The sequence below is a fragment of the Frankia sp. BMG5.23 genome (assembly GCF_000685765.2).
Lineage (GTDB): Bacteria > Actinomycetota > Actinomycetes > Frankiales > Frankiaceae > Frankia > Frankia casuarinae.
This window is the reverse complement of record NZ_JDWE01000003.1, coordinates 123,550-149,858: the sequence shown is the minus strand read 5'-3', so window position 1 is coordinate 149,858 and position 26,309 is coordinate 123,550. Positions and strand designations below refer to the sequence as shown.

The following is a 26,309-nucleotide window of genomic DNA, read 5'->3' as shown; positions in this document are numbered from 1 at the left end:
ATCTCCGCCGCGGGCGGATTCCCCTTCCGGCGAGCCGGCGACGGCAGATCCCGCCTATAGCGGGATGTTGCCGTGCTTCTTCGGTGGCAGGGATTCACGCTTGGTACGCAGCAGACGCAGTGCTCGAATGAGCTCGCGCCGCGTTTCCGACGGGCTGATGACCGCGTCGAGATAGCCCCGTTCCGCCGCGATGTAAGGGGTCGCGAAGTGATCGGTGTAGTCTTGGATCAGCTCGGCCCGACGAGTCTCCGGTGACTCGGACCTGGCTAGATCCCGTCGATAGATGATGTTGACGGCACCCCGGGCGCCCATCACCGCGATCTCGGCGGTTGGCCAGGCAAGGTTGATGTCCGCCCGCAGGTGCTTGGACCCCATGACGTCGTAGGCACCGCCGTAGGCCTTCCGAGTGATCACCGTCACTTTCGGTACGGTGGCCTCTGCGTAGGCGTAGATCAGCTTGGCGCCACGGCGAATGATGCCGTTCCACTCCTGGGAGGTGCCGGGAAGGAAGCCGGGGACGTCGACCAGAGTCAGCACCGGGATGTTGAATGCGTCGCAGGTCCGGACGAACCGGGCGGCCTTCTCGCTGGCGTCGATGTCGAGGGTGCCGGCGAACTGCATCGGCTGGTTGGCGACCACCCCGATAGAACGTCCATCCACCCGGCCGAATCCGACGATCATGTTCTGGGCGAACTGAGCGTGGACCTCGAGAAAGTCACCCTCGTCGAGGACCCGCTCGATGATCTGGTGCATGTCGTACGGAGTGTTCGGGGAGTCGGGGATGAACGTGTCGAGATCCGGGTCGATCTCGGCGTCCAGATCGTCCACGGCGTCGTAGCTCGGGGCGTCGTCGAGATTGTTCGACGGAAGGAACGACAGCAGCGCACGGGCGAGTTCGAGGCACTCCGTCTCGTCGGCCGACTGGAAGTGCGCGACACCGCTGCGGGAGTTGTGGGTGTGTGCGCCACCCAGTTCCTCCATGCCCACGTCCTCGCCGGTGACCTCCTTGATCACGTCGGGGCCGGTGATGAACATGTGGCTGGTCTGGTCGACCATCAGGGTAAAGTCGGTGATCGCCGGGGAGTACACGGCGCCACCGGCGCATGGCCCCATGATCAGTGAGAGCTGTGGGACGACGCCGGAGGCCATCACGTTGCGGTAGAAGATTTCGCCGTACAGACCGAGGGAGACGACACCCTCCTGGATACGCGCTCCGCCGGAGTCGTTGATGCCCACGACGGGGCAGCCCGTCTTCAACGCAAGATCCATGATTTTGACGATCTTCTCACCGAAGACCTCACCCAGGCTGCCACCGAAAACGGTGAAGTCCTGGCTGAACACGCAGACCTGCCGGCCGTCGACAGTCCCGTACCCGGTCACCACGCCGTCGCCGTACGGCCGGTTGGCCTGGACGCCGAAGTCGTGCGCGCGATGGCGGGCGAAGGCGTCGGTCTCGACGAACGACCCGGGGTCGAGGAAGGCCTCGACCCGTTCGCGGGCTGTCATCTTGCCCTTGGCATGCTGCGCGTCGACCGCTCGCTGGGACCCGGCGTGGACGGCATCATCGTTCACGCGCCGCAGGTGGGCGAGTCGGCCTGCGGTGGTGTGCGGGTCGGGAGCGGAATCCTCTGCGGACGCGGGAAGAGCCATAACCGGCAGCGTACGACCCCCGTGGGTCCACGCGTGTGATTGATGTGCAGCGGATCTCACCGGATAGGCGAGATTCGTGGGCCTCCGGCGAGTTGACCGTATCCCGGATCAGCTCGCCGATCGTCCGCCGATCGTCCGCCGATCGTCCGCCGATCGTCCGCCGATCGTCCGAGTCGCCGACGGGTGACCGGACGGTCTGGCAGGGTGGACCGGTGCCACCCTCGAAGGAGCCCGCACCCGCGGGACCCTCTCCCGAGCAGCCCGCGTCCGGCAAGCTCCCGTCCGGCAAGCCCTCGCCGGCGTCCCCTCGGGCCCGCCCTGCCGGAGAGGGGCGATTCTCGTCCGTCGGAACACGTGAACCGCTGGACGCCGCACGCCTCGCGGCCCGTGCCGCCGCGGTCGGTCTCGACCTGACGGTGGTAGAGGAGACCGACTCGACCAACGCCGCGCTGGCGCGCATCGCCCGGGGCGAAGACACCGCCCGGGGCGAAGACACCGCCCGCGGCCGGGGACGGGTTCTCGTCGCCGAACGGCAGACGGCGGGTCGTGGTCGGCTCGACCGATCATGGGAGTCTCGCCCTGGTGCCGGGTTGACGGTCTCGCTGCTGCTGCAACCCCGGCTACCGATGTCACTGTTCGGCTGGCTGCCCATGGTGGTCGGAACCTCGCTTCTGGCGACGCTACGCGAGGTGGCGGCGGTTCCCGCAGTCCTGAAATGGCCCAATGACGTTCTCGTTGACGATGCGAAGCTCGCCGGCATCCTGGTCGAGGTCGTCCAGGTCCCACTATCGTCACCCTCGGTGATTATCGGTTTTGGGTTGAATGTCATGGCGGAGCGTGACGAGCTCCCGGAGCGGTCGACAAGCCTGCTGCTCAGCGGCGCGCTTCCGGCGGCTCTGGACCGGACCGAGCTGCTCGGGGTGGTACTCGCGGATCTCGTCGGGGCGATCACTGGCTGGGAGGCCGACCCGCAAGCGGCTCGCGCGGAGTACCTACGGGTGTGCGCGACGATCGGCAGGCGGGTGCGCGTCGAGCTGCCGGACGGTTCGGCGGTGCTCGGGACCGCCACCGACGTTGACCCCGACGGCCGGCTCGTCGTCAACGGGCGACCCTACAGCGCCGCCGACATCGTTCACCTGCGGTGACGAGGGACCCGGCAGTGATCTGTCCGCCCGAGATGCGACGATCGTTGCCGTGGCGTTTCCCGACGATATCCTCACCCAGGACGAAGAGGTTGTCCTTCATGTGCACCCGCACTGGGTCAGCCTGGTAGTCCCGGCGTTCTGGACGGTTGCCGCCCTCCTTTTCGCCGTGCTGGGGGTTTTCTTCGCACCCGGAGGGGTGTTGCAGAAGCCCATCCAGTATCTCGTGCTTCTGGTCGCCTTCGGTGCGATCGGTTACCTGAGTGTGATGCCATGGTTACGTCGGATGACGACCCATTACGTCGTGACGAACCATCGACTGGTGATCCGCGAAGGGGTCGTCACGCGGGTCGGGCGTGACGTCCCGCTCGCCTGGTTGGTTGGCGCGACGGTGCAGCAGAACGTCATCGACCGGCTTCTGGGCTCGGGTGAGCTGATCATTGAGGCGGTGGGGCAGCGGGGCCGGGTCAGCCTGTCGTGTATGCCGCACGCCGAGCGGGTGCAGGAAACCCTCGCCGATCTCTCCGCGCCCTACCAGTCACGGGGCTATCCGGGGGCCTGACGCCGGGACGGCCGGAGGCGGTAAGCACGGCAGATCCGTCACACCGGATCGAACTCCCGCCACCATGCGAGCAATTTGTCGGCCTGCGGGTCCTCCGTGGCGAAGCCGAGACGCTCGTCGTCAACCGTCCAGAACACCGAGAACCGGCCGGGTCTTGCATCGCACAGGAAGGTGCCACGGCGTCGGGAGCCGCGTGCCCAGCGTTCGATGCCGGTCTGTCCCTGATAACAGTCGCCGACGTCGGCGAGGGCTGCGGACCGGCGGGCGATGTCGCGGGTCAGGGCCGAGGCGTCCCGGTAACGCAGGACGAGGATTCGAGCGGGGGCTGGAGCGTCGGTCGCCACCCCGGGGACGCAGCTGAGGGCCGCCTCCACGCCATCGGGTACCGCCTGTCCCTCGCTGGGCGGCGCACTCGTGCACTCGTCGACCGCGAACGGCTTGAGCGAGGACCGCAGCCGGGCCTCGGCGGCGTCGAGCGTCGGGCCCGGCGACGGTCCGACGCCGGGCCCTCCGGAGGCCACGGTGCCTGCGGTGCCCGTCGTGCCGGACGCCGACGGGTGGCGACCGGCGGGGCTGTCGCTCGGATCGTGGGTCACGGCGAGTCCGATGGTGATGCCACTCGCGATCAGAGCCGCGATGATCAGGACGATCGCGGTGAGGGGTCCACGACGCCACCACGAGCCGGTTCCACCGGATGGATCCTCGTCACCGTCGGCCGGATTCCGCGGGAATCCGTCTTCGGAACCGTTCACAGGTATCCGGCCTCCCGAGGAAGGTCAGCTCAATGGCGGAGTGGATCGAACGACTTCCACCATCTGTTGAGGTTACCCGGATCTTGATCATCCGCGGAGAACGCGATTCGATAGTCGTCGTAGGTCCAGAACTCGTAGAAACGCTTCGCGAAGAAGTAGCACAGCCGGGTGCCACCGGTCGACTCGGCCGGCGAGCTCCACTGCTCCGAGCTCTGCTGGCCATCGTCGCAGTTCCCCTCGTCATAGTAGTACGTTTCACGGGCGCCGATCTGCCGGTCCATGGCGGACTGACTCGGGAAGTGGAAGGCGGTGACCTCGATGCCGCTGGAATCCTTGCAGACGAGGGCGGCGTCGGCGTAGGCGCTGTCACGGTGTGCGGGGACGGCGCATCCCGTCATGACGACCGGGTTCAGTAGTGAGCGGAGGATCTCCTGTGGATTGCCGGCCGGCTGTCCACCGCTCCCCGACGCTTCGATGGTCGATGTTCTGGCGACGGATTGTCCGCTCGTCGTGTCGGCGCCGTCCCCGCCGGTGAAGACGACGACTCCGAGCAGGATCACCAGGGTCAGGAGGAGACCGCCGCCCGCGAACAGCAGGCGTCGATCCACGCTGACCTCGTGCCGGGAGGCCGTGCCGCGCTTGGCCATGGGGGCCAGGGGGGCCACGGCGCGCTCGGTGAGCCCGGGTCCGGCCGCGCCGGCGGGGATTCCCGTCGGGTGGACGGGCGGCTCCGGCGGAAGTCCCGGCAACAGCCCCGGTAACGACGAGGGCCGTCTGGAATCCGCAGGCGCGCCGAGCCGCACGGCGGTGGCCGTGTCGACCGAGGGGGCGGACGTGCCGAGGAGATTGACGGGCGCCGACGCTGGAAAGCCGCCGGTCGGGACAGGCGTCCCGCCCGTCAACGGGTGGTCGGCGGGTGATACGGGAAGCGGAGATGCGCCGGATGTGACCGGAGTTCCGCTCACCGAAGGGAATCCGTTCGGCGGGTTGACACCGATTGTCGCTCCGGGAGTTGGCGCCGGATAACCGATGGGCGGTGCGGACGGCTCGGCCTGCGCGTCAACGCCGTTCGTGGACCTGCCCCGGGCCTCGAAGGCTCCGAGGAAGGCCGTGTCACCGTTCGTGCCGAGCCCGGTGCCGGTTTCGGCCGCGAGGGTTCCGGGCTGGTTCGCGAGGGTTCCGGGCTGGTTAGGGTCGCCGCCCTGGATGCCGGGCCGTCCGGTGGGCGGGGTCAGGCGATAGGTGAGGTCGCCGTCGTCCGGCCACGGTGACGATGGGGTGTGATGTGGGGACATCGACACTCCGGAGGACGTCTGAGGTCCCGAAGGCAGGGGGGGGCCGAAGGCCACCGGGGAGTCAGAGCTGCCGGATCTGGTTGGCGAGCCGTAGTAGAGCGGACCGGGCGGGCCGGCCATGCCTGTGGGTGGCCCGGGGGGTCCCGGGGGGCCGGGAGGTCCCTGCGTCCCCGACCGAGCCGGCAGGCCAGGCGGTCCCTGCCCGCCCGGACCAGGCTGGTCCGCCCGGGCGGACCAGGCGGGGGGACCGGTGGGCGGGGCGGAGCCGGGCAGGGCGAGAGATTCGGGTGGCCCGGGGGGAGCGGGAGGCCATGACGGAGTGGAGGGCGCGGGCGGCCCCGGCAGGCCACCCGGACCGGGCAGTCCCCCGAAGCGGGGGGGAACCGTGGGAACCGCGGGAACCGGCGGGCCCGGTGGCAGAACCGGGCCTTGCGGTATGGAACCCGGCGGCGGTCCCGAGCCCAGGGCCGACGGCGGTGGGACCGGATTCGTGTATGGCGGAGGCGACAAGGCATGCCCCGGCTCCACCCCTGGTCCCCGGTGCAGTGGATACAGGATGGTCCGGTCAGGCCCGTCCGGGTCTGCATCGGGGCCGCTCCCTGGCCGCGGCAAGTCCGGCGGTGGCTCGGACACCTGCGACGCTTCGTTGTCGCCTTGGCCGGGGCTGGGCACGGTTCCTCCCGAGATGGGTGACAGGTGCGACCCCAGCGTAGGCCCCTCACCACCCGGATATGGGCGATGTCAGGCTACTGCGTCACAAATACTGCTCTATCACCACCCGCCCGGCCGAAGGCAAGCAGGCAAGATCGAATTCACAGCAAACGGCGCCCCGCCGTGTGGACGTGGCCGCGTCCCGGCGGCGTCCACCGCGACGTCAGGCCTTGGGCACCGGATCGAAATTACTCCACCATTCGTACAGGGCCGCCCCGTCGGGGCCGGTCGCCATGAAGGAGACCAACGTGGAGTTGTAGGACCAGAAGATGAAATGATCACCGTCACGTACGTTGCAGACGGCCGTGCCCTGGGTCGCACCCTCGTGGAAGTTCCAGGTAAAGACCTCGTCGCCGCCCTGCTCGCATTTGCCTCCGGTGGTGGTGACCAGGGACTTGCGCACCTCGACGTCGCTGTTCAGATCACTGGTGGTCGCGTAGGAGTAGGCGGCTACCACCTTCCCATCATCCGAGTTGCAGAACAACGACGCCTTGATGTGGCCGCCCTCGGCTTCGCTGTTGGGCTCGCAGTCCATCATCACGGACGAGTCGAGCTTGGCCAGCAGGGCGTGCTGCGCCGAGGTGAACTGCGCCGAGGGACTCACACTCGGACTCACACTCGGACTCGGACTCGGACTTGGCGAGGGCGATGACGATGGGCTTGTCGAGGTCGGCGAGGCGCTGGGGCTTTCGGACGCGGCCACCGTGCCCGGGTTGTCGGAACCTCCGGAGAGGAGCGCAACCGAAACAACGATCAGGAGGAGTGTCGCCGCCACCGCGGCAGCGATGATGGTGTTACGCCGACGTTGAGAGCCGCCGGGCCGGGGGGGCGCCCCCGGCGGCGGATAGCCTCCGTAACCGTCCGCCGCGGGGTAGCCCTGCTGCTGATAGCCCTGTTGGTAACCCGGCTGATAGTTCTGCTGATATGCCTGTTGCGGATAACTCTCCGTGGGATAGCCGCCGACGGGATAATCCTGGCCGTAGCCCTCGCCGGGTGGGTGGACCGCCGTCGGGGGGTACTGATCGGTGCCGCGGTACGGATTCTGTGCGTACTGGTGCTGGGGGTGCTGGTGCTGTGCGTACGGATTCTGTGCGTACTGGTGCTGGGGGTGCTGGTGCTGGGAGTACTGTGCCGTGGGCGGGTAGCCGCCGGGCTGGTTGACGCCGGGTGCGCTGTCGCCGATCAGGTGGGTCTCGTCTTCGTCGCCGAACGGTGCCGAGCCCGCGGAGTACGGCGAGGCGGAATAGGAACCACCAGCGTTGCCGTCAACCCCTTGGGTCTGGGCGTCCGGGTCCTGGGGGCCTGGGCCCGGTGACTGCATGACGTCCTCCTGCGCTGCGCGAAGAGCGGCCCCTGCCCGCACTCGTGATCTTGCTGATCCCGCCGTGGTGCCGGGCGGTTCTCGCAACCGTCCATCTGTGTTAGAGCGGGACGGATCGCCCCGTTCGGCCCAGGTCGGGCTCGATGCTCGATGTTAGGAGCTTTGTGTTCGGAGGGGGATCCCGGGTCGTCTTGGAGACAAGGTGTCGGATCAGGCCGCGTAACGGATCACGATGTCGTCGACGATCATCTCCAGGAACGTCTGATCGACCGGGTCTCCGGTCAGCAGCACCCGTTGGAGGATGACGGCGGTTCCGAGTTCTATGAGTACCGTGCGGTCGACGTCCGGGCGGACCTCGCCGCGGGCGATCCCGCGTTCGATGATGGCTTCCGAGCTCGCCTGGCGTTGCATCCAGAGGCCGCGGCGCAGGGCGTCGCGCAGACCGGGATTGCGCGGCATCTCCGAGATCAGTTCCGCGAGGATCCGTCCCCGATCGCCGCGGATCGCGTCATGGAACGAGGTCAGGAACTCAAGGATGTCCAGGCGGAGGGAGCCGTTGTCGGGTGCCGGCATCCGCTGCTCGGTGAAGGCGTTGACCGCGTCCATCACCAGGGCGAGCTTTGACGGCCAGCGCCGGTAGATGGTGGCCTTGCCGGCTCGCGCCCGGGTGGCCACCCGGTCCATCGTCACACCGTCGTATCCGACCTCGGCCAGAAGGTCCAGGGTGGCGGTGCGGATCGCCTGGTCCCGGCTCTCGTCGCGAGGTCGGCCGCCGGGGTGCGACGACGCGAGCGAGAACGGGGTCACGACACACCCTCCAGGTTGCTGCGGACTGGACGGCGCTCCACGCGGCGTTCCCGGTAGCCGATGTGTCTCGCTGGATGGAGGGCTGTGGGCGCGCGGCGCCAGCCTGGCCCGCCGAGCGTAGCCCACCGGCGAAGGTTCGGGAACCGTTCGGTATCGGAACTGGGTTGTTCCCGACTTGTCCGCCGGGGACGGTGAGAGGGCGGAACGTCCTGTTCCGCTGTCGTGCCGTGTCGGCGGGCGTGTTGGGCGTCCGGGGTGGCGGCGATGCGCGGTGCGCCTGAAACGGCCGGTCCGGTGCCGGAGCAGGTGGCGGAATGCGCGCCGGGCCGGGGTGTCGGGCCGGTGGCCGCTGGTGCGGTCAGATCCGGCCCGCATGCTCCGGGATGTGCCGACGACCGTCCTGACGGGCTCCGCAGCTCGTGGCGGCCTTGGGGTGGTCCGGGTGGAGGAAGACCCACTTCTTGTAGGCCCAGAACCGGAATACGGTGCCCAGCCCGGTGCCGATGATGTTACCGAACAGGTTGAACGCAAGTACGCCCTTGAGATCGAGTACATAGCGTGCGAACCCGAGGCAGCCGAGCGCGATCAGCAACCCGACCGTATTCAGGATCACGAAGAGTGTGTACTCGCGACGTAGACCGGTTCGGGCGCGATGGTTGAACGACCATTGCCGGTTCCCGATGTAGGAAAAGGTGGCGGCGACCACCGTGGAGACGGTCTTCGCGCTGAGCGGACCCATTCCGAGAAGCGTGTGGCACAGGTTGGAGACGAGAAAGTCGATGGCGTAACACGCACCGCCGACCAGCCCGAACTTGCCCATCTCGTGGACGAGTACCTGCACCGGTGAGCGGGTCTGTCGGTGTCTCACCACGGGCGACCCCGATCGATATTTACCACCCAGAGAGAGTACCGGCTGCTCCCGGCCGCCCACCGTGCCACCCCCGTCGACGGTGGCGTGGTGGACATCCGCGGCGAGGCCGGCTCACCGGACATGATGCCGGACGTAGCGGTGAACGCGCCGGCGCGTGGTGGAGTCACCGGGTAGCTGTTCCCATCTCTACGCTAGGTGATGCCACCAATCCGGTGCGGCGGGCAACGTGAGTGGCACAACTTCGGCAAAAACTCGGGAACGTTGGCGAAGCTGGGCCCATGGACGGCATCCTGGCAGTTGGGAGAGTGGGGACCATTGATCGGAAGGACGCATCATCATGATCCGCTCGAGTCGTTGGCCGAGCCGTTGATGCCGACGTCAAGGACCGATGACCACGTGGACACCGATGACCACACCGCTGTCGACCCCGTTGCCGATGTCCATGCAGACGATGTCCATGCGGACACCGTGCGCCCCGCGGATACGGTGAGCCCGGTGAGCGGCGCTGCCACGGCGACCGAACTCCTGCTGAGCTACGCTGCAGGTCACCCCGCCCGGCGGCGGGAGGCCGGGCTACCTGCCCTGCCCGGCGCGCGGCCGCGCCTGGGCGTCGCGGTGGTTGCGTGTATGGACGTGCGGATCCAGGTGGAGGCCTTGCTCGGTCTTGTCGAAGGTGACGCCCACATCCTGCGCAACGCCGGTGGTGTCATCACCCCGGATGTGGTCCGCTCGCTCGCCGTGAGCCAGCACGTGCTGGGAACGACGGAGATCATTCTTTTGCATCACACCGGGTGTGGTCTCGAAAGGATCACCGACGACGGGTTCCGGGACCAGTTGGAGTGCAAGACGGGCGTTCGTCCCGAATGGGCCGTGTATTCCTTTCCCGATGTCGAGGAGGACGTGCGCAAGTCCGTCAGGGTGCTGCGTTCGTCGCCGTTCCTGCAGTCCACCACCTCGGTACGCGGGTTCGTCTACCAGGTGGAGACCGGGGCACTGGTCGAGGTTCTGCCGTAGAGCGGTCCACGGCGGCGTGGGGATAGGCCGCATTGTCGGATCGTCGTCGGACCAAGCTTGCTCGGTCCGGTCGGTGGGTCACGCGAGTGGCCGTCCGAGCGCGTGGTAGATCCAGCCGGCATCCCGCCAGACCGCGGGATCCAGGACGTGCCGTCCGTCGATGACGATGGGTCTGCTGACGTGCGGCCGTAGGGCGGCCGGGTCGATCTCGCGGAACTCACTCCATTCCGTCAGGACCAGGACGATCTCCGCGCCTGCCACGGCCCGTATCACCGAGTCGGTGTAGTGCAGGTACGGATAGTGAATGCGGGCGTTCGGGATCGCCGCGGGGTCGTAGACGGACACGTGGCCGCCGGCGCGGTGCAGCGCGGTGGCCACGTCGAGGGCGGGCGAGTCGCGGATGTCATCGGAATTCGGTTTGAAGGCGGCACCGAGGACCGCCACCATCCGGCCCGTCGGCGAGCCCCCCAGCGCCTTGGTGGCCAGCGCCACCGTCCGCGTCCGGGCCCGCGTGTTGACGGCGTCGACCTCGGTGAGGAAGGCCAGCGCGGAGCCGACTCCCAGCTCGTCCGCACGGGCCTGGAAGGCACGGATGTCCTTGGGTAGGCAGCCGCCGCCGAAGCCGATGCCGGCCTGGAGGAACCGGGGCCCGATCCTGGGGTCGTGGGCCAGGGCGGCGGCGAGTTCGGTCACGTCCCCCCCGGTCATGTCGCAGATCTCGGCCATCGCGTTGATGAAGGAGATTTTCGTCGCGAGGAAGGCGTTCGCGGCGACCTTCACGATTTCGGCCGTGACGAAGTCGGTGACGATGACGGGTGTGCCTTCTTTGATCGTTCTGGCGTAGACCGTCCGCAGCCGTGCCTCGGCGGTGCCACCCGGGACGACCCCGAAGACCAGGCGGTCCGGCCGCAGGGTGTCGTCGACGGCGGACCCCTCCCGGAGGAACTCGGGATTCCACGCAAGTTCCGCGCCCGGGGCGCCGGCGGCAAGTCGTCCGGCCAGCCGGGCCGCGGTGCCCGTGGGAACCGTCGACTTGCCCACCACCAGCGTCCCGGGCCGCAGCCCGGCCGCGATCAGACCATTCGTCGCCGCCTCGACGTGGCGCAGGTCCGTCGCGCCGGAATCGGGCCGTTGCGGTGTTCCCACGCAGATGAAATGCACCTCGGCCCGGTCAACCGCCTCGGCGAGCGAACTCGAGAAGGTCAGCCGTCCCGCCTCCAGGTTCTTGCGGAGTAGCCCTTCCAGACCGGGCTCGAAGAAGGGCACCTCACCCGCGGCGAGCCGCTGCGTCCTGGTCGCGTCGATATCGACACCGATGACCTCGAAACCCAGTTCCGCCATGCACACGGCATGTGTCGCGCCCAGATAGCCGGTGCCGATGACGCTGAGGTGAAGAACCGGTGACGTGCTCACGTCTGAGTGACCTCCGCTGCACGTGGTAAAGACGGCCGCCGCGCTGCCCCAATTCTCGTTGGCCGTCGCGCCGTTCGATGGTCACGCCGTCTGTGAGCCGCCCGGATGTCGGGTATGGTCATTCCCCGGCCGCGGCCCGATACGGGGGTCGTACGGGTTTCACCCGAGGCGGGGGAGCGGCAGCGACCGGACCCCCGCGGGCAGTGGGCTGGGCGCGTGCCGCAGGACTGACCGGCCGACGGCGGTGATTTTCTCCGTCTCGATGCGCCGCGGGAGCGCGGCGCTGTCGAGATGCCGGCACAGCACGATCGACGAGCCTGCGACCAGGGGAGCAAGCAGCGAACCGACCAGGCCCTCGGTCGTGGCGAGCGGCGCGGTGAACAGCACCCGGTCCGCGGGTCCCAGGCCCCACGCCCCCGCGATCGCGGTACCCGCGCGCAGCAGCGCGGCCTGCCCAGGCGGCGCTGCCGGGGCGGCGAACCGATCGCCGTGCGGGGGCACCTCCGCGGCGTAGTCGAGAACCCCGGCGACGGGCCTGCGCATCCGACCACCCAGCGGGCGCAGTGACAGGGCCACGATCTCGTCCACCATCAGGCCGAATGCCTCGTCGAGCCGGTCCTCGGCCACGAACAGCGCGTCGAGGGGGGTCGCGACCGGGAGCTCCCCGCCGGCCTTCTCGGCGTCCCCGCCGTCCTGCTCGCCGGCTGCGTCCCGGACGAGGACCGCGTCCATCCCGGCCGACCAGGTGGCGAGCAGGATGACCGAACTGAGCCAGTGCGTCGGCAGGTGGACGCCGACCCGGTCACCGATGCCGAGGCCGAGCGTGTCGACCAGCATGTTCGCGGTCTTCGCCACCCAGTTGTCGAAGGTGGTCGCCGAGAATTCCACGCGTTCGCCGGTCGCGTCGTCGTAGAAGGTGACCAGCGGGCGGGCGGGATCGGTGGCCAGCCGGTGCGCGAGGACGGACGCGATGCCGCGAACCCCCGCCGCGGGTGCGGCGTCGGCGTCCGCGGCCGGGCCAAGCAGCGTCCGTGCGGCGACCAGCCGCGGCACGGAGGCGCTCATGGCGTGCACGAGGGGTCGGAGGGAACGGGACCGACCGGAGCGGCCGCGGTGCCTGTGGTGCCGCCGACGCCGGCCCCGCCGGCCGCCGGGGTCGGCGTCGCGGTGCCGCCGATCGTGGTCGCCCGGGTGTCACCACCGGCGGCGGTCGAGGTCGTCGAGATCCTCGTGCCGACGGTTGCCGCCGCGCCCGGCAGCCCACCGCTGGGCAGGCCGGAGCTGGGCAGGCCGGTGAAGGTGGATCCGAGGACGAGGACGAGGCCGGCCCCGGAGCGGCCGGCGTCCGCGACGATCCGGCTGCCGGGGATCGTCGCCGCCAGGGTGCGTGCCGCAGCCTCCTGGCCCGGGGGATGGCGTACCTCGGTCAGAGTCTGGCGGGTCGATGTCGCGGCGGTCATCGGCCCAGTGAAGCCGCGTGCCCGCAGTCCGTCGACCGTGCCGGTGGCGAGTCCGGCACGTCCCGAGGCGTTGCGGACGGCGGCGATCGAGACCTGGGCGGGGTCGAGAGTTCGCTGTGCGGGAGGCTTGGTGCCCGCGGGCAGCAGCGGAGCGAGGACCTGGTCGAGGCCGGCCTGATCGACGATGAGTACGGCCCCGTGCGGGGGAATCGAACCCAGGTCGTCAACCGCGCCATCGGAGCGCAGCGCGATGTGCGTAGGGACTGTCACGAAGTGAATTCTTCCCGGACCCAGCTCGCTGACCCGCTTCGCGAGCTTGAGCATCGCGGTCTGGTCGAGACCCTGGTCGATCCGCAGCGCGCTGCCGACCGCACCGATCAGTGAAGTGATCTTGGCTGGGTTGGTGAGCACTCCGCTGCTGGTCGCTGTCGCCAGCAGCTTGGAGAGGAACTGCTGCTGGCGCAGAATGCGAAGGCGTTCGTCCCCGAGCGCGTAACGGGTCCGGACGAAGGCCAGCGCCTGATCACCGTTGAGACGGTTCTCGCCGAGCCGTCCGCTCCATCCCGACATCGAGTCGTGCAGGTTGCGGGTGCTGCCGTTCGGTAGGGGCGTCACGCACACGCTCACGCCTCCCACCGCGTCGGTCATCGTCTTGAAACCGGCGAGATTGATCGAGATGGTATGGTCGATCTTCAGGCCGGTCAGGGACTCCAGCGTGGTGACGAGACCGGGGACGTCCGCCAGCCCGAGCACCTCGGTGAGCTTCGACCGGCCGTCGTGGGCGGTGGCCTTCTCCCGCGGCACCACCGGGACGAGCATGTCCCGGGGGAAGGACAGTAACGTGGCCGAGCCGTCCTTGCCGAAGTGGGCGATGATGGTGGTGTCGGACCGGACGCCGTCCACCACGCCGTACTCACCCCCGGTGCCCTCCCGGCTGTCGTCGCCGAGCAGCAGGACGTTCTCCTCGCCGTCCGCGCTCGCCGGGCGGGCACCCTCGATGTCCCAGTCGACGCGCGTGACGGCCTTGTCGAACTGTCGGTAGGCGGCCCACCCGATGGTGCTCAGACCGAGAACCAGCACGGACAGCAGAGCGACGGCTCCAACGGACAGCCGTCGCAGCGGGGAGCGGTGGCGACGGGGCCCACGTGGGTCCAACGCGGACGGCAGGGCCGGCGGGCGCATGGTATCGGGGCTCACCTGAGTCGAAAGCCCTCCTCGTTCAGGCGGCCGGGGCGGGAGAACCCCCGCCGGAACGCATGCCGCGGCCGTCGTGGTCGTGATGTGGCAGCCGTGTCCGTCTAACTGGACGTTCCGGACGGCCAAGACGTTGCCATGACAAGCACGGATGTTCGCGGCGGGGTTGATCTCGTCTCCGGCCGTAGTGCGGACGGCGCGGAATGTGATCGGACGGTCGGGTGAACGATCAGTCAGCCGGCGGTGAGTCAGACGGCGAGCGGTTAGTACGTGCACCCCGAGGTGAGATCCGCGGCCGTTGACGGTGAGGCGGGAGGCGGGTCCGCCGTAGCGGACCCGCCGGTCGCCCCGGCGGCTGTGCCGGTACCACCGGTCGATCCGGCGCCCCCGGCCGCTGGACTCGGGTTCACCCCGTTGTAGGACGTGCCCAGGACGAGGGCGATGTGGCCGGCGGGGACGGAGGCGTCCGCGCGCAACCGGCTGCCGGGCACGTCGGCCTGCACGGCATGGGCGGCGGCCTGTTCGCTTGGGCGGTAGCGCACCTGCGTCGTCTCCACCACGCCGGCCTGCCACGTCTGCGGCGGGCCGACCCGGAAACCGGCCTGCCGCAGCGCCCCGGCGGCCTTGGCGGCGAGGCCCCCCACTCCGGCGCCGTTGTAGACGTCGATCAGCACCTGCGCCGGGTCGACCGTCGGAGTCGGTGCCGGGGTAACGGAGGACTCCCGCGTGTCACGGGCCCGCCCGCGCAGCGGAGCGAGGAACTTCTCCAGCGTCTCGGGGTCGTAAAGCTGCACGGAGCCGAACCTCGGCAGCTCCCCCACGGCGTTGCCGCCCTCGGCCGGCGTCGGGGTGTGTACGGGGATCGTCTCGAACCGGATCTGATCGGCGGACATCCCGCGCAGCCGTGTCGCGAGCGCGCGCATGTCGTTCATGCTGGTGCCGTCATCGACGGTGAGCGCCCTGGTCGCGGCCTGGAGCAGGTTCTCCAGCCTGACCGGGTTGGCGAGCACCCCGGTCGTGGTTGCCTGGGTGAAGACGGCGCCGATGAACTGCTGCTGACGGCGGATGCGATCAAAATCGTTGTCGGGTAGGCCGTGGCGTTGGCGGACGAAGGCGAGTGCCTGCTCTCCGTTGAGATAATTCTTGCCTACCGTGCCCCGCCACTGTGACCACGGATCGTACAGATTGGACTTTCCGCCGTTTGGTAGCGGTTTTACGCAGACGGTGACACCGCCGATGGCGTCGGTCATCTCCTTGAAACCGGCCAGATCGACCGAGACGTAGTGGTCGATCTTGATGTCGGTGAGATTCTCGATCGTTCTGATCAGGAGACTGGGACCGCCGAGGGTGATCGCCGAGTTCAGCTTGCCGAGGCCGTGCCCCGGAATGCGCACGAGGGTGTCCCTCGGAAAGGAGACCATCGTCGTGGTCCCGTCCACGTCGAGGTGGGCCAGCATCGTCGTGTCCGACCGTTCGTCGGTCACCGCTCCCTGGCTCTCGTACTCGCCGCCGGTGCCCGCCCTGCTGTCCGATCCGACCAGCAGGAAGTTCCGGGTGCCCTCCGCGGCCTCCGCCGGCCGGTCCCCGCCGAGCCCGAGGCGGATCCGGTTGATCTGGGCGTCAAAATACTCGTAGGCGGTCCAGCCGCCCACCGCGGCAAGGAGTACCACGGCGGCGAGCATCGCTGCGACTACCGTGAGCAGGCGGGACGTCAGAGACCGCTTCCGGCGAGTGTCGTGTTCGTCGTCGCGTGCCTGGTGGTCGTCGCGTGCCTGGTGGTCGTCCCGGGTCGGAGACGGGCCTCGATACGCACGGGCGGTCGGATTCAGACGATTTCGTCGCCGCGGGGGCGGGCCCTGGGACCCCGCGGACAGACGCGGCGGCGCGTCGGTCACCGTGTCCCCCTCCCAGGCGGCCCGAGATGTCTGCTGAGTCTGGAACGATCAGATGCGCGGTAAGGTTTCCCGCCGACTGGCCGCCCCGAACCCTGCGACTACCCAACGTACCCGTATTGGGCGGGGTGTGCCTGTCGCCGGCCCGGTGCGCCTGGAAATACCCGTTGCACATGTGGGTGTTCACGGTGACGGGCGGGCAAAGATGGATCGAGCCGTCATGTGATAGGAATCACATCGGCGGTTACTTTCTGTCAGCTCAAAGCGGCACGATAGGGTTTCGGATCATGAAGGCCCTCGTCCTTGCTGGTGGTTCGGGAACCCGTCTGCGGCCGATCACCCACACCTCGGCCAAACAGCTTGTTCCAGTGGCGAACAAGCCGGTGCTTTTCTACGGCCTGGAGGCCATCCGTGACGCCGGTATCACCGATGTCGGGATCATCGTGGGGGAGACGGCCGGCGAGATCCAGGCGGCGGTAGGTGACGGCTCGGCATTCGGGATCCAGGTCACCTACATCCGCCAGGACGCGCCGCTCGGACTGGCACATGCCGTGCTCATCGCCCGCGACTTCCTCGTCGATGAACCGTTCGTCATGTACCTCGGCGACAACCTGATTATCGGTGGGATCTCCAGCCTGGTCGAGGAATTCCGACGGACCACTCCGGACGCCCTGATCCTGCTGACCAGGGTCGACAACCCCTCCGCCTTCGGTGTCGCCGAGCTCGGTGCGGATCGGCAGATCATTCGACTGGTCGAGAAGCCGCTCGTTCCGCCGAGTGACCTGGCGCTCGTCGGCGTCTACATGTTCGGCACCCCCATCCACGACGCCGTGGGGGCGATCAAACCGTCGGCCCGCGGCGAGCTGGAGATCACCGAGGCGATCCAGTGGCTCGTCGACGGCGGATACGAGGTCGCCTCCCACCTGGTCGAGGGTTACTGGAAGGACACCGGCCGACTCGACGACATGCTCGAGACGAACCGCCATCTCCTCGAGTCGATCGAGCCGGCGATCCGTGGCAGCGTTGACGAGCACAGCACGATCGTTGGCCGTGTGGTGATCGAGGAGGGCGCCTCGCTGGTCCGGTCCACCGTGCGCGGGCCGGCCATCATCGGCCGGGACACCACCCTCGTCGATACCTATGTCGGCCCGTTCACCTCGATCTTTCACTCCTGCGTCATCGAACGGACCGAGATCGAGTACTCGATTGTGCTGGAGCGGGCGACGATCCGTGGGATCGGGCGGATCGAGGACTCGCTGATCGGCCGGGATGTCGAGGTCGTCCCCTCCGCGGCCCTGCCCAGGGCGCATCGGCTCATGCTGGGCGACCACTCCCGCGTCTCGGTGGCTACGACGGGGACCTGAGGCCTGCCCGGAGCGGATGTCCCTTGCGCATCCGTGACGGACTTCGTGGGGCGGGCGTCGGCCGGTGACCGCCCGATCCCGATCCCGATCCCGGACCCGATCCCGGACCCGTGATCGCGGCCTCCCGCGTGCCCCTGGCTCCGCCCGCCCGCACCGCGACGGCGAGGCAGAGAACGACGAGCACCGCCGACAGCGCGAAGACCGTGATCGTGACGCCGATCGGGAACGGCGCCCAGCGGCCGGCCCCCGCGACGATCTCGGGAACGCGGGCCGGGGTGAAGGACACCTGGCGCGGCAACCAGTAGTACGAACAGACCGCCAGCAGCCCCAGACCCTGCATCAGCAGCGCGCCGACCAGCGTGACGGCGGGTGCCAGTCGCTCCCGGCCGCGCAGCGCCGCGCGCAGGCCCAGAGCGAACACCACCCCCAGACCGACCAGCCCCAGGTAGAGATACCGGCCCTGGACGGCGATGCCGCGGGTGTACTGCTGGTACTCCGCCCAGCTGCGCTGCCCGACCATCAGATAGGCGAAGGCGACCGGGAGCAGCAGTACCGCCGGCCCGGCGGTACTCGCCAGCCGGTCCGGCCGCGCGGCGCGGCGGGGTCCGGCGGCCAGCGCGGCCGCGCACAGTCCGACAACCGCCCCGGTCGCCACGACGATGGCGACCGGGGAGAGCTGGGGCGGCTCGAACAGGCCAAGCCCGCCCCAGAAGCGGCTGATCATAGTCCGGAAGAAGTACCAGAACCAGGTGAGGAAGGAGTCCGGAAGCAGCAGTGGTTCCCGCCGCGGCGGGTTCGTCGCCCACCCGTTCGGCTGGACGGAGTCGTACAGGACGTAGTTCCTGATCCACCACCAACCTCCCAGGGCGAGCCCGAGGCCGACCGCCAGCGTGGCCGGCGTCCATGGCAGGGAGCCGATCGCGCGACGCGACGCGAAAAGCCGGCCGGCCGGATACGCGGACCGTTCCGGTGCCTGCCGCCCCGCACGCCGCAGGCGCCACCAGCCGACCAGATAGGCGGCGACGATCATGGCCGGCAGGGCCAGCGCGAACGCCTTGGTCAGCAGGGCGATTCCCAACCAGATCCCGGCCCGGGCGGCGGTGCGGCGACGCATGTCGCCGCGCAGCACACCCACGAGAGTGACGGTCAGCCCGCCGGTGGCGAGCATCAGGAGGCCGTCATTGTTGAAGGTGGCACCGACCCTGGTGAACCCGGGCACGGCGAGTGGCAGGGTCGCCGCGGCGAGGGCCGATGGTTGATCCAGTCCGAAGCGGCGTGCCGCCAGCCATGCCAGCAGGGGCAGCGGCGCGACCACCAGGATGTTCAACAGACGCAGGACGAAGACCTGCTGGTCATAGGCCCAGTGCTTGGAGCCCGGCAGGGCGTCGAGCAGCCTGGCGCCGACCACGTAGATCAACGGTGGATGCTGCACCATCTGGTTGGAGAGACGGCCGTCGCCGACGGGGGCAACCCCGCCGAGGGCGTCGAACGACTGGCGCTGGCCGCGTGGCGTCGGATCGATCTCGGCGAAGGACGGGGAGCCCCGCCGTTTCCCACCGGCCTGGAACATGTCCTGGAAGCGGCCGCGGTCGAAGTCGTCAGAGGTCGCGGCTACACCCGTCGAGATGATCTTTTTGCCTGGTGCGGGCCAGCCGACTCCGTGCTGCAGGCCGTAGACCATGTCCACGTGCTGAGCCTCGTCGTATCCCGTCCAGGTCGGATACACGAACGCGTAGCTGAGCAGCAGGCCGAGGTGAACCGCCGTGATGAGGAGCAATAACACCGGCACGCGCCGCGGACCGGGCATCGACACCGCCTCGGCGGCTGGCCTCGTCCCTGCCGGCCTCGTCCCTGCCGGCCTGGTCTCCGCCGCGGGATCGGGCGTGGAACCGGTGGTGTAGATGCAGTCGATGATCGACGGCTCTGGGGCATCCATGGTTGACGCCAGCGTAGACGACCGATGTGAGAGGTTGGACGAGCTCGGCGTGGGGTAACCGTTGCCTGTCTGTCGCACTCTTCTCGACACGGGCTGATCCTGGGCGGATCCTGAACCGGGCGGGTCACGGTGTCTGCGACACTCGGAAGGTGCGTTTTCTCGTGACCGGTGCCGCCGGTCAGCTCGGGGCCGACCTCTGCCGGCTGCTCGAGGCCCGAGCCGCGGAACCGGGCTCCCCGGTGTCCGGCTGGGCCGGTCTGACTCGGGCGGAATTCGACATCACCGATCCGGCCCGGGTGCGCGCCGTCCTGCGCGACCAGGCGCGTCCTGCGAAGATCCAGGGTGGGCTGGTCGTCTTCAACACGGCGGCCTGGACAAACGTCGACGCGGCGGAGTCGGACGAGGCCGGCGCCTATGCGGTCAACGCCACGGGGCCGGCGCACCTCGCCGCGGCCTGCGCCGAGGTCGGCGCGACCCTGATCCATATTTCGACTGACTACGTCTTCGACGGGCGGGCCGCCAAGCCCTACGAGGTCAACGATCCTACCGGTCCCGTCTCGGCGTACGGCCGGACGAAACTGGCCGGGGAGGAGGCTGTCCGAGCCCTGCTGCCCGATGCCTCGTATGTGGTGCGCACCGCATGGGTCTATGGCCGGACCGGCAGCAACTTCGTGAAGACGATCTCACGCCTGGCCCGTGAGCGGGACACGCTGTCCGTTGTGGACGATCAGGTGGGCTCGCCGACCTGGTCGGCCGATCTCGCGTCGGGGCTGCTCGAACTCGCTTCCTCGACGGCACCGACCGGCGTCTACCACTGCACGAACGCCGGCGAGACCACGTGGTTCGGCTTCGCCCGCGAGATTGTCGCCGCTCTGGGCCAGGACCCGGCCAAGGTGACGCCGACGACGACGGAGGCATTTCCCCGTCCGGCCCGGCGCCCGGCCTACGCGGTGCTCTCCGGGCGGTCATGGGTGGACGCGGGACTCACTCCTCCGCGGGCCTGGGACGCCGCGCTGTCCGCGGCCTTCGCCGCGGCGGGCGACGCGCTGCGCGGCTGATCGTTCTGCCGGGTACCGATCTTTCTGTCGATCGTTGCGCGACCGGCCAGCGTCGACCCACCGCACCCCGGCCGTGGGCGGGGGCGCGCCTGACTCTCGCCTGATGTCCGGTCCCCGCCCGGCCCCGTCTTCCCGATCTACCTGGCCCGATCTACCTGGCCCTTCGGCGACGGTTCCCGGTGGGCGCCGATCGTGTTGACTGTCACAGTAGAATTTTGCACGATGAGAATAAGTGCGCGTGCTGCAAAGTTATCGAGAAAGAGGATATCGAGGGAGCGGATCGAGATCGGGGAAGCGGTGACGGGGAAGGATCCGACGGCGGCACCCGCGGCGACCGTCCCGGGTCGGGCTGGCGAGCCCGGGAGGTCGTCCGGGCCGGGGCTGCGGGAGCGCAAGAAGCGGCAGACCCGCCGGGCCCTGCGGGCCGCGGCCATCCGGCTTGTCGCGGAGCGTGGTCTGGAGAACGTTTCGGTCGACGAGATCGCCGCCGCGGCCGAGGTTTCCACCCGGACGTTCTTCAACTACTTCCCGACGAAGGACGACGCGATCGCCGGCATCGATCCCGAGGACATCACCGAGATCAGCACGGCGCTGGCGGAGCGTCCTCCCGAGGAGGAGCCGCTGGCGGCGTTGCGGGCGGTCATGCTGGACCGGGCCGCCCTCGTCGCACCCGATCAGGTCGAGCTGTGGCGCGTCCGGCTCGCGATCATCCGTGCCCATCCTCATCTGACCATGGCCTACGCGGCCAGTTGGAGTTCCTACGAACGTGCTCTCGCCGAGGCGATCGGCCGGCGTTGCGGGCTCGATCCCGATCGTGACCCCTACCCCGTCGTGCTGGTCGCGACGACGTTGGCCGTCGTGCGGACCCTGACCGTGCGGTGGCAGGAGTCCCCGGATGACGCTTCGTTGCCCGACACTCTCGGCCGCGCCTTCGACATCCTGGCCCGCGGCCTGGCTCCGCCCGGCCCCTCCGGCCCCTCCGGCCCCTCCGGCCCCTCCGGCACCTTGGGCGGGTCCGGCGCCCCACCCGAGTCCGGCGGGTCGGACGGATTCGACGTGGTGGGCACCCCGAACGCGCCGATCATGTCGTCCCACCGGGAGCACCGGGAGCACCGGGAGCACCGGGAACGAGAACAACGAGGACAGCGACCCGAATGAGATCGACCGAGCACGTCGACGTCAGCGACGACCATGAAGGGAGCCGGTCATGACGCAGGCTCGATCAGCGGAGTCCGCCGAGCCCGTGGACTCCGTGGACTCCGTGGACTCCGTCGAGTCCGCCAGAACCGGCGCCGGCACGTCTCCGGCGCCCCGCGGCGGCGCCGTGATCCCCTCGCCGGTCTCCGACCAGCGCCGGCTCTGGCTGATCATGGGAGCGCTGCTCCTCGGAATCCTGCTGGCCTCGCTGGATCAGACGATCGTGTCGACGGCACTGCCGACGATCGTCGGGGATCTCGGCGGCGCCACCCATCTCTCCTGGGTGGTGACTGCCTACCTGCTGGCCTCCACGGTGTCCACACCGGTCTGGGGCAAGCTCGGTGATCTGTACGGCCGCAAGATCCTGTTCCAGGTGGCGATCGTCATCTTCCTGGTGGGCTCGATGATCGCCGGTGCCAGTACGTCGATGGGGCAGCTGATCGCCTTCCGTGCCATCCAAGGGCTCGGCGGCGGCGGGTTGATCATCAGTGCGATGACGATCATCAGTGATCTCGTTCCGCCGCGCGATCGAGGCCGTTACCAGGGGCTGTTCGGCGCGACGTTCGGTGTGTCGTCGGTGGTCGGTCCGCTGCTCGGCGGCCTGTTCGTCGACCATCTCTCCTGGCGCTGGGTCTTCTACGTGAACCTGCCGGTGGGCGCGGTCGCCCTGGTGGTGACGGCGTTGGCGCTCCCGGCGACGAGGAACCGCATCAGGCACGTCATCGACTACCTCGGCACCGTGCTCCTGGCCATGGCAACGACCAGCCTCGTGTTGCTGACCAGCCTGGGCGGCACCACCTACGCCTGGGGATCACCGGAGATCATCGGGATGGGCGTCGCGGGAGTCGTGCTCCTCGTCGGGTTCGTGTTCGTCGAACGAGTGGCGGTCGAACCCGTGCTGCCGCTGACGCTGTTCCGGGTCCGGGTGTTCTCGGTGGCCGGCGCGGTCGGCTTCGTCGTCGGCTTCGCGATGTTCGGCGCGATCGTCTTCCTGCCGCTGTTCCTCCAGGTGGTGAAGGGAGTCGACCCGACGGACTCCGGCCTGCAGATGCTGCCGGTGATGGGTGGGCTGCTGCTCAGCTCGATCATCTCCGGCCGGCTCATCAGCCGGTGGGGCCGTTACAAGATCTTCCCGGTCGTCGGTACCGCGATGATGTCGATCGGCCTGTTCCTGCTGTCGTTCATCAGTCCCGACATCTCCACGCTGCAGCTCACGTTGTCCATGTTCGTCCTCGGGGTCGGGATCGGCGCGGTCCTGCAGGTCCTGGTCATGGCCGTGCAGAATGCCGTCGACTACCGGCAGATGGGCGTGGCCACCTCGGGTGCGACCTTCTTCCGGTCCATCGGCGGGTCGTTCGGTACCGCCGTGTTCGGCGCGATCTTCGCGAACCAGCTCAGGGGTAACCTCGCCGAGCGGTTTGCGGGCATCCCGTTGCCATCCGGTCTGTCCGCCTCCGGTTCCAACCTCAGCCCCCAGGTGCTCCACAGGCTGCCCCCGACGATCCGGGACGGATTCGTCCAGGCGTTCTCGGACGCGATGCAGACCGTCTTCCTGGTGGCGGTGCCGATCGGTCTGTGCGCCTTCGCGCTGGCCTGGTTGCTGCCCGAGATCCGCCTGGGAAACACCGTCGGCGGCCCGCGGCCCGCGGCGCCGGGCTCGGCGAAGGCGGATGAGACCGCGGAGGTCCTCAAGTAGCCGCGATTTCGACCGCGCGTCGGCGTCTGCGCGGGACGCCCCGTCGGCACGCGGTCTTTCTGCTGCTGGTCGCCGCCGGGATCGCCGCTCGGGTCCTGGTGATCGTCACCTACCCGCCCGCGCTGATGTACCTCGGGGATTCGGCGGCCTACCTCGACCAGGCGTGGCGGGACATTTGGCCGGGCGACTGGCGGCCGTCGGGCTACCCGATGTTCCTGCGGATCCTCGACGGCCAGGCCCACCTGACGCGGGTCGTCGTCGTCCAGCACCTGCTCACGCTGGGCGCGGCGGTGGCGCTCTATGCGGTGGCGCTGCGGGTCGTCCGCCGGCCGTGGCTCGCCGCCCTCGCCGCCACCCCCGCGCTGCTCTCCCCGTGGGTGCTGGACCTCGGCCAGTTCGTCCTCGCCGACAGCCTGTTCGGGGTGCTCGTCTCGGTCGGCGTGGCGTTGCTCGCGTTACCGGGACGCCCTCGGCCCGTTGCCTGCGCCGCCGCCGGCCTGCTGCTCGGCGCAGGCCTGTGCGTGCGGACAGTGGGCTACGGCCCGCTGGCGGTCGGCCTGGTCGTCCTGCTCGGCACCGTGGTGGCCGACCGGCGGCGCGCGACTTCCCGGGCCGGGTCGGTTGCCGCTCCTCGGGCGGCCCGACCCGTCCTCGCCTTCGTGCTGGCCGCCGCCGCGCCGATCCTGGCCTACTCCGGGTGGAGCGCCTCGGCGGGAGGGGGCTTCGCCGTCTCCGCGCACTCCGGGTTCTTCCTGTACGGGCGGGTGGCGCCGTTCGCGGATTGTTCCGCGCTGTCACGAGCGGACCTGCGCACCCTGTGCGACCCACGGCCGGTCGACGAGCGTGGTTCGCCGGTTCGCTACCTGTGGCCGGCCGGCTCCCCTCTGCGTCAGGGGCACCGGCACATCCCACCGGGGCGGGAGGACCTCGCGGCCGAGTTCGCGGACGAGGTCGTGCGTCACCAGCCGTGGATGCTGGTGACGACGTCGGCCCGGTACCTCGTCGGCTATCTCTCCCCGGTCCGGCATGAGACGACGAAGACCTCGCGGGCGGACACCTGGGAACTGCCGTCCGGCGTGACCAACGTGCTGACCCCGGACGATCCGCATGCCGACGACGGCTATTTCGTCGCGACCGAGGTGCACAACCCCACGGCGGGCTGGCTGGCCGGCTACTCTCGCCTGGCCTACGCTCCGATGCCGCTTGTCGGCCTGGGTCTGCTGGCGGGTCTCGCGGCAGTACTGCTCGAGGCCGTTCGCCGGGTACGCAGGAGTGGGGTGACGGCGGCGTGGCCGGGGCTCGGGCGGCTGTTCTGGCTGGCCGCCGGGGCCGGCCTGTCGACCCTCGTGCTGTCCGCGCTGACCTCCGGATTCGACTACCGCTACCTCGCCGCGGTCATCGGGCCGATCGGATCGGCCGCGGTCCTGGGCGCGGCCGGCTTAGTTGCCGCGCTCCAAAGCCGGACCGCCGGACAGCGCCGACCGCCGGATAACAGCCCGCCGGACAGCTGACGCCAAGCGGACGATACCGTCGTATCCGCCAAACGATCGTCGCTGATGTTCGATGGGCTGACCGGCGTTGCGGCGTGGTAGTCGGGGCGACACTACCCGGCCGAGGCGGAGAGGGTTGCCGACGTGCCTGGCGGGGATGCGTGGCAGGCGGTCGAGACCTCCATGCGGGTGCCTGGGACCGGTGCGGCGCCGGAGGCTTGGCGGGTGGCGGATCCGGGGCGGCGCTGGCTTGTGATCGGGGTGGTCGCGGCCGGCATGGTTTTCTCCGCGCTCGGCGTGCTCGTCGCCGCGGTCGTGCCTCCCTTCACCTCGGCCGACGAGGCACAGCACACCGCCTACGCGTTCGACGTCGCCGACGGCTCGTTGCCCGTGCTCGACTCGCCCGTGCACTCCCGCATCCCGAGCATGCCGGGACTGCCCGCCGACTGCGTGGTGCCGCCGCCGCAGGCGCGGGCCGCGGTGGCCTCCCACGTCGATCGGCTCTGTGGGGTGCGCCTCGGCCGACCACTGGCGAACGTCGACCTCACCTACACCGCGAACCATCCACCACTGTTCTACGCGGTCGAGGCCGTCCCGCTCCGGACGGGCGTCGCGCTGGATCATCCGCTGGCCGGTTTCCGGGCCGCCCGCCTTCTCAACGTGGCGTTTGGGATTACCGCGGTGATCGCGACTGCGGCGCTGGTCCGCGGTGTGCTGCCGGGGCGGCCCGGTGTCGCGGTCGGCGCGGCGGCGATTGTCGGCGTGGTCGGCATGTTCGTCCTCATCTCCGGCCAGGTCTACAACGACACCCTGGCGGTGGCGACCATCACCGGCCTGCTCGCGGTGACCGTTGCGATCATCCGCCGGGGACCGGGGCCGCGGACCTTGGCGGCACTGGCGGTGCTCGGCCCGGCGGCGGCGGCGAGCCGGGCCAGCGGCGCGCTGGCCGTCGCGGTGGTCGTCCCGGCTCTCGCTGTCGCCGTCTCGATGTGGACGTCCGGTGGCGCGCTGCGGCGAGCCGGGCGTGGCCTGACGGCCGCGGTCGTGCTCGTCGCGCTGACCTTCGCCGCGACCGGCTGGTTCTACCTGCGTAACGTGCGCCGGTACGGCGATCCCACCGCCTCGGGCCGGGTCGCCGAGATGTTCCCGATCCGCGATGGGCGGACGTCGGCCTGGCAGGTGTCACGCGACAGCGACTTCTGGTGGCACATCTACCGCGGGTTCTTCGGACGTTCCGTCCTGCTGACCGGTCACGCCCGGACGATCGCCGTCGGGGTCGCGGTCGTGACCGGTGCGGGTCTGGTCGCGGCGGGGATTCGGGTCCTGGGCGCCCGGCTGCGGACCGTTGCGCGGCCGGGCACTCGGATCGCGGATACCACCGATACCCGGCCGGCGGACGACGGGGCGGACGACGGGCATCCCGAGGCGGATCCACCGGGAGGTCGGCTGGCCGGCAGCGTCGTCATCGGCCTTCTGCTCACCCT

General features: G+C 69.5%; 19 protein-coding genes. 8 read left to right on the top strand and 11 right to left on the bottom strand.

Features of this window, described 5'->3' with window-relative positions:
• Positions 1-54 precede the first annotated feature (54 nt).
• Positions 55-1,650 (bottom strand): acyl-CoA carboxylase subunit beta, encoded by a 1,596-nt coding sequence (locus BMG523DRAFT_RS02485; protein WP_011435153.1) that lies wholly within the window; start codon positions 1,648-1,650, stop codon positions 55-57.
• Positions 1,651-1,862: 212 nt separating this feature from the next.
• Between BMG523DRAFT_RS02485 and BMG523DRAFT_RS02480 the strand changes: the two genes are divergently transcribed.
• Together BMG523DRAFT_RS02480 and BMG523DRAFT_RS02475 are read left to right on the top strand one after the other, a co-directional pair.
• The gene (locus BMG523DRAFT_RS02480) at positions 1,863-2,795 is read left to right on the top strand and encodes a biotin--[acetyl-CoA-carboxylase] ligase (RefSeq protein ID WP_011435154.1); all 933 of its coding nucleotides are present in this window, start codon (positions 1,863-1,865) and stop codon (positions 2,793-2,795) included.
• Between the two features lie 49 nt (positions 2,796-2,844).
• Entirely contained in the window at positions 2,845-3,354 is a 510-nt protein-coding gene (locus tag BMG523DRAFT_RS02475) for a PH domain-containing protein (RefSeq protein ID WP_011435155.1), read from the top strand.
• A 38-nt stretch (positions 3,355-3,392) separates the two neighbouring features.
• Here the strand turns inward: BMG523DRAFT_RS02475 and BMG523DRAFT_RS02470 are convergent, their stop codons facing one another.
• The 5 genes from BMG523DRAFT_RS02470 to BMG523DRAFT_RS02450 all read right to left on the bottom strand — a co-directional run bounded on the left by BMG523DRAFT_RS02470 (position 3,393) and on the right by BMG523DRAFT_RS02450 (position 9,108).
• Positions 3,393-4,106: a hypothetical protein gene (locus tag BMG523DRAFT_RS02470; protein WP_011435156.1), complete on the bottom strand. Its 714-nt coding sequence runs from the start codon at positions 4,104-4,106 to the stop codon at positions 3,393-3,395.
• 29 nt (positions 4,107-4,135) lie between these two features.
• Positions 4,136-5,401, bottom strand: a complete 1,266-nt coding sequence (locus BMG523DRAFT_RS02465; RefSeq protein ID WP_023839887.1) for a hypothetical protein — start codon at positions 5,399-5,401, stop codon at positions 4,136-4,138.
• Positions 5,402-6,275: 874 nt separating this feature from the next.
• Positions 6,276-7,433, bottom strand: coding sequence for a hypothetical protein (locus BMG523DRAFT_RS27085; RefSeq protein ID WP_043590269.1), 1,158 nt, complete (start codon positions 7,431-7,433; stop codon positions 6,276-6,278).
• A gap of 210 nt (positions 7,434-7,643) precedes the next feature.
• Complete coding sequence (locus BMG523DRAFT_RS02455; protein ID WP_023839889.1) at positions 7,644-8,240, bottom strand: TetR/AcrR family transcriptional regulator; 597 nt, start codon at positions 8,238-8,240, stop codon at positions 7,644-7,646.
• 358 nt (positions 8,241-8,598) lie between these two features.
• Positions 8,599-9,108, bottom strand: coding sequence for a GtrA family protein (locus tag BMG523DRAFT_RS02450; protein ID WP_235462821.1), 510 nt, complete (start codon positions 9,106-9,108; stop codon positions 8,599-8,601).
• Positions 9,109-9,507: 399 nt separating this feature from the next.
• Here BMG523DRAFT_RS02450 and BMG523DRAFT_RS02445 point away from each other — a divergent pair, with 399 nt between their 5' ends.
• Positions 9,508-10,125 (top strand): carbonic anhydrase, encoded by a 618-nt coding sequence (locus BMG523DRAFT_RS02445; protein ID WP_011435161.1) that lies wholly within the window; start codon positions 9,508-9,510, stop codon positions 10,123-10,125.
• 78 nt (positions 10,126-10,203) lie between these two features.
• Here BMG523DRAFT_RS02445 and BMG523DRAFT_RS02440 read toward each other — a convergent pair whose 3' ends face one another.
• The 4 genes from BMG523DRAFT_RS02440 to BMG523DRAFT_RS02425 form a co-directional block, all read right to left on the bottom strand.
• Positions 10,204-11,538: a UDP-glucose/GDP-mannose dehydrogenase family protein gene (locus BMG523DRAFT_RS02440; protein WP_011435162.1), complete on the bottom strand. Its 1,335-nt coding sequence runs from the start codon at positions 11,536-11,538 to the stop codon at positions 10,204-10,206.
• A 159-nt stretch (positions 11,539-11,697) separates the two neighbouring features.
• Positions 11,698-12,603: a TIGR03089 family protein gene (locus BMG523DRAFT_RS02435; protein WP_011435163.1), complete on the bottom strand. Its 906-nt coding sequence runs from the start codon at positions 12,601-12,603 to the stop codon at positions 11,698-11,700.
• Positions 12,600-14,195 (bottom strand): LCP family protein, encoded by a 1,596-nt coding sequence (locus tag BMG523DRAFT_RS02430; protein ID WP_308726840.1) that lies wholly within the window; start codon positions 14,193-14,195, stop codon positions 12,600-12,602. The genes BMG523DRAFT_RS02435 and BMG523DRAFT_RS02430 overlap by 4 nt, the downstream gene beginning before the upstream one ends.
• A gap of 260 nt (positions 14,196-14,455) precedes the next feature.
• Entirely contained in the window at positions 14,456-16,087 is a 1,632-nt protein-coding gene (locus tag BMG523DRAFT_RS02425; protein WP_043590257.1) for an LCP family protein, read from the bottom strand.
• A gap of 284 nt (positions 16,088-16,371) precedes the next feature.
• On the opposite strand from BMG523DRAFT_RS02425, the gene BMG523DRAFT_RS02420 reads away from it, so the two are divergent.
• The gene (locus BMG523DRAFT_RS02420) at positions 16,372-17,448 is read left to right on the top strand and encodes a glucose-1-phosphate thymidylyltransferase (protein ID WP_011435166.1); all 1,077 of its coding nucleotides are present in this window, start codon (positions 16,372-16,374) and stop codon (positions 17,446-17,448) included.
• Here BMG523DRAFT_RS02420 and BMG523DRAFT_RS02415 read toward each other — a convergent pair.
• Positions 17,432-19,255, bottom strand: coding sequence for a DUF2142 domain-containing protein (locus BMG523DRAFT_RS02415; RefSeq protein WP_011435167.1), 1,824 nt, complete (start codon positions 19,253-19,255; stop codon positions 17,432-17,434). The two genes, BMG523DRAFT_RS02420 and BMG523DRAFT_RS02415, sit on opposite strands and share 17 nt — an antisense overlap.
• 278 nt (positions 19,256-19,533) lie before the next feature.
• On the opposite strand from BMG523DRAFT_RS02415, the gene rfbD reads away from it, so the two are divergent.
• From rfbD to BMG523DRAFT_RS02395, 4 genes are all read left to right on the top strand, one after another.
• On the top strand, positions 19,534-20,442 hold the full coding sequence (gene rfbD, locus BMG523DRAFT_RS02410) for a dTDP-4-dehydrorhamnose reductase (protein ID WP_232234961.1): 909 nt from the start codon (positions 19,534-19,536) through the stop codon (positions 20,440-20,442).
• A gap of 297 nt (positions 20,443-20,739) precedes the next feature.
• Positions 20,740-21,600, top strand: a complete 861-nt coding sequence (locus BMG523DRAFT_RS02405; RefSeq protein ID WP_051623740.1) for a TetR family transcriptional regulator — start codon at positions 20,740-20,742, stop codon at positions 21,598-21,600.
• A 49-nt stretch (positions 21,601-21,649) separates the two neighbouring features.
• Positions 21,650-23,335, top strand: coding sequence for an MDR family MFS transporter (locus BMG523DRAFT_RS02400; RefSeq protein WP_043590256.1), 1,686 nt, complete (start codon positions 21,650-21,652; stop codon positions 23,333-23,335).
• Positions 23,336-23,433: 98 nt separating this feature from the next.
• A complete protein-coding gene (locus BMG523DRAFT_RS02395; RefSeq protein ID WP_011435171.1) occupies positions 23,434-24,846 on the top strand; it encodes a hypothetical protein in 1,413 nt (470 codons plus the stop codon).
• The last annotated feature ends 1,463 nt before the right edge of the window (positions 24,847-26,309 follow it).

Excerpts from the sequence above, each read along its gene's own strand:
- BMG523DRAFT_RS02485 (WP_011435153.1), bottom strand. The coding sequence starts at position 1,650 with ATGGCTCTTCCCGCGTCCGCAGAGGATTCCGCTCCCGACCCGCACACC.
- BMG523DRAFT_RS02465 (WP_023839887.1), bottom strand. The coding sequence starts at position 5,401 with ATGTCCCCACATCACACCCCATCGTCACCGTGGCCGGACGACGGCGAC.
- BMG523DRAFT_RS27085 (WP_043590269.1), bottom strand. The coding sequence starts at position 7,433 with ATGCAGTCACCGGGCCCAGGCCCCCAGGACCCGGACGCCCAGACCCAA.
- BMG523DRAFT_RS02435 (WP_011435163.1), bottom strand. The coding sequence starts at position 12,603 with ATGAGCGCCTCCGTGCCGCGGCTGGTCGCCGCACGGACGCTGCTTGGC.
- BMG523DRAFT_RS02420 (WP_011435166.1), top strand. The coding sequence starts at position 16,372 with ATGAAGGCCCTCGTCCTTGCTGGTGGTTCGGGAACCCGTCTGCGGCCG.
- BMG523DRAFT_RS02415 (WP_011435167.1), bottom strand. The coding sequence starts at position 19,255 with ATGCCCGGTCCGCGGCGCGTGCCGGTGTTATTGCTCCTCATCACGGCG.
- BMG523DRAFT_RS02400 (WP_043590256.1), top strand. The coding sequence starts at position 21,650 with ATGACGCAGGCTCGATCAGCGGAGTCCGCCGAGCCCGTGGACTCCGTG.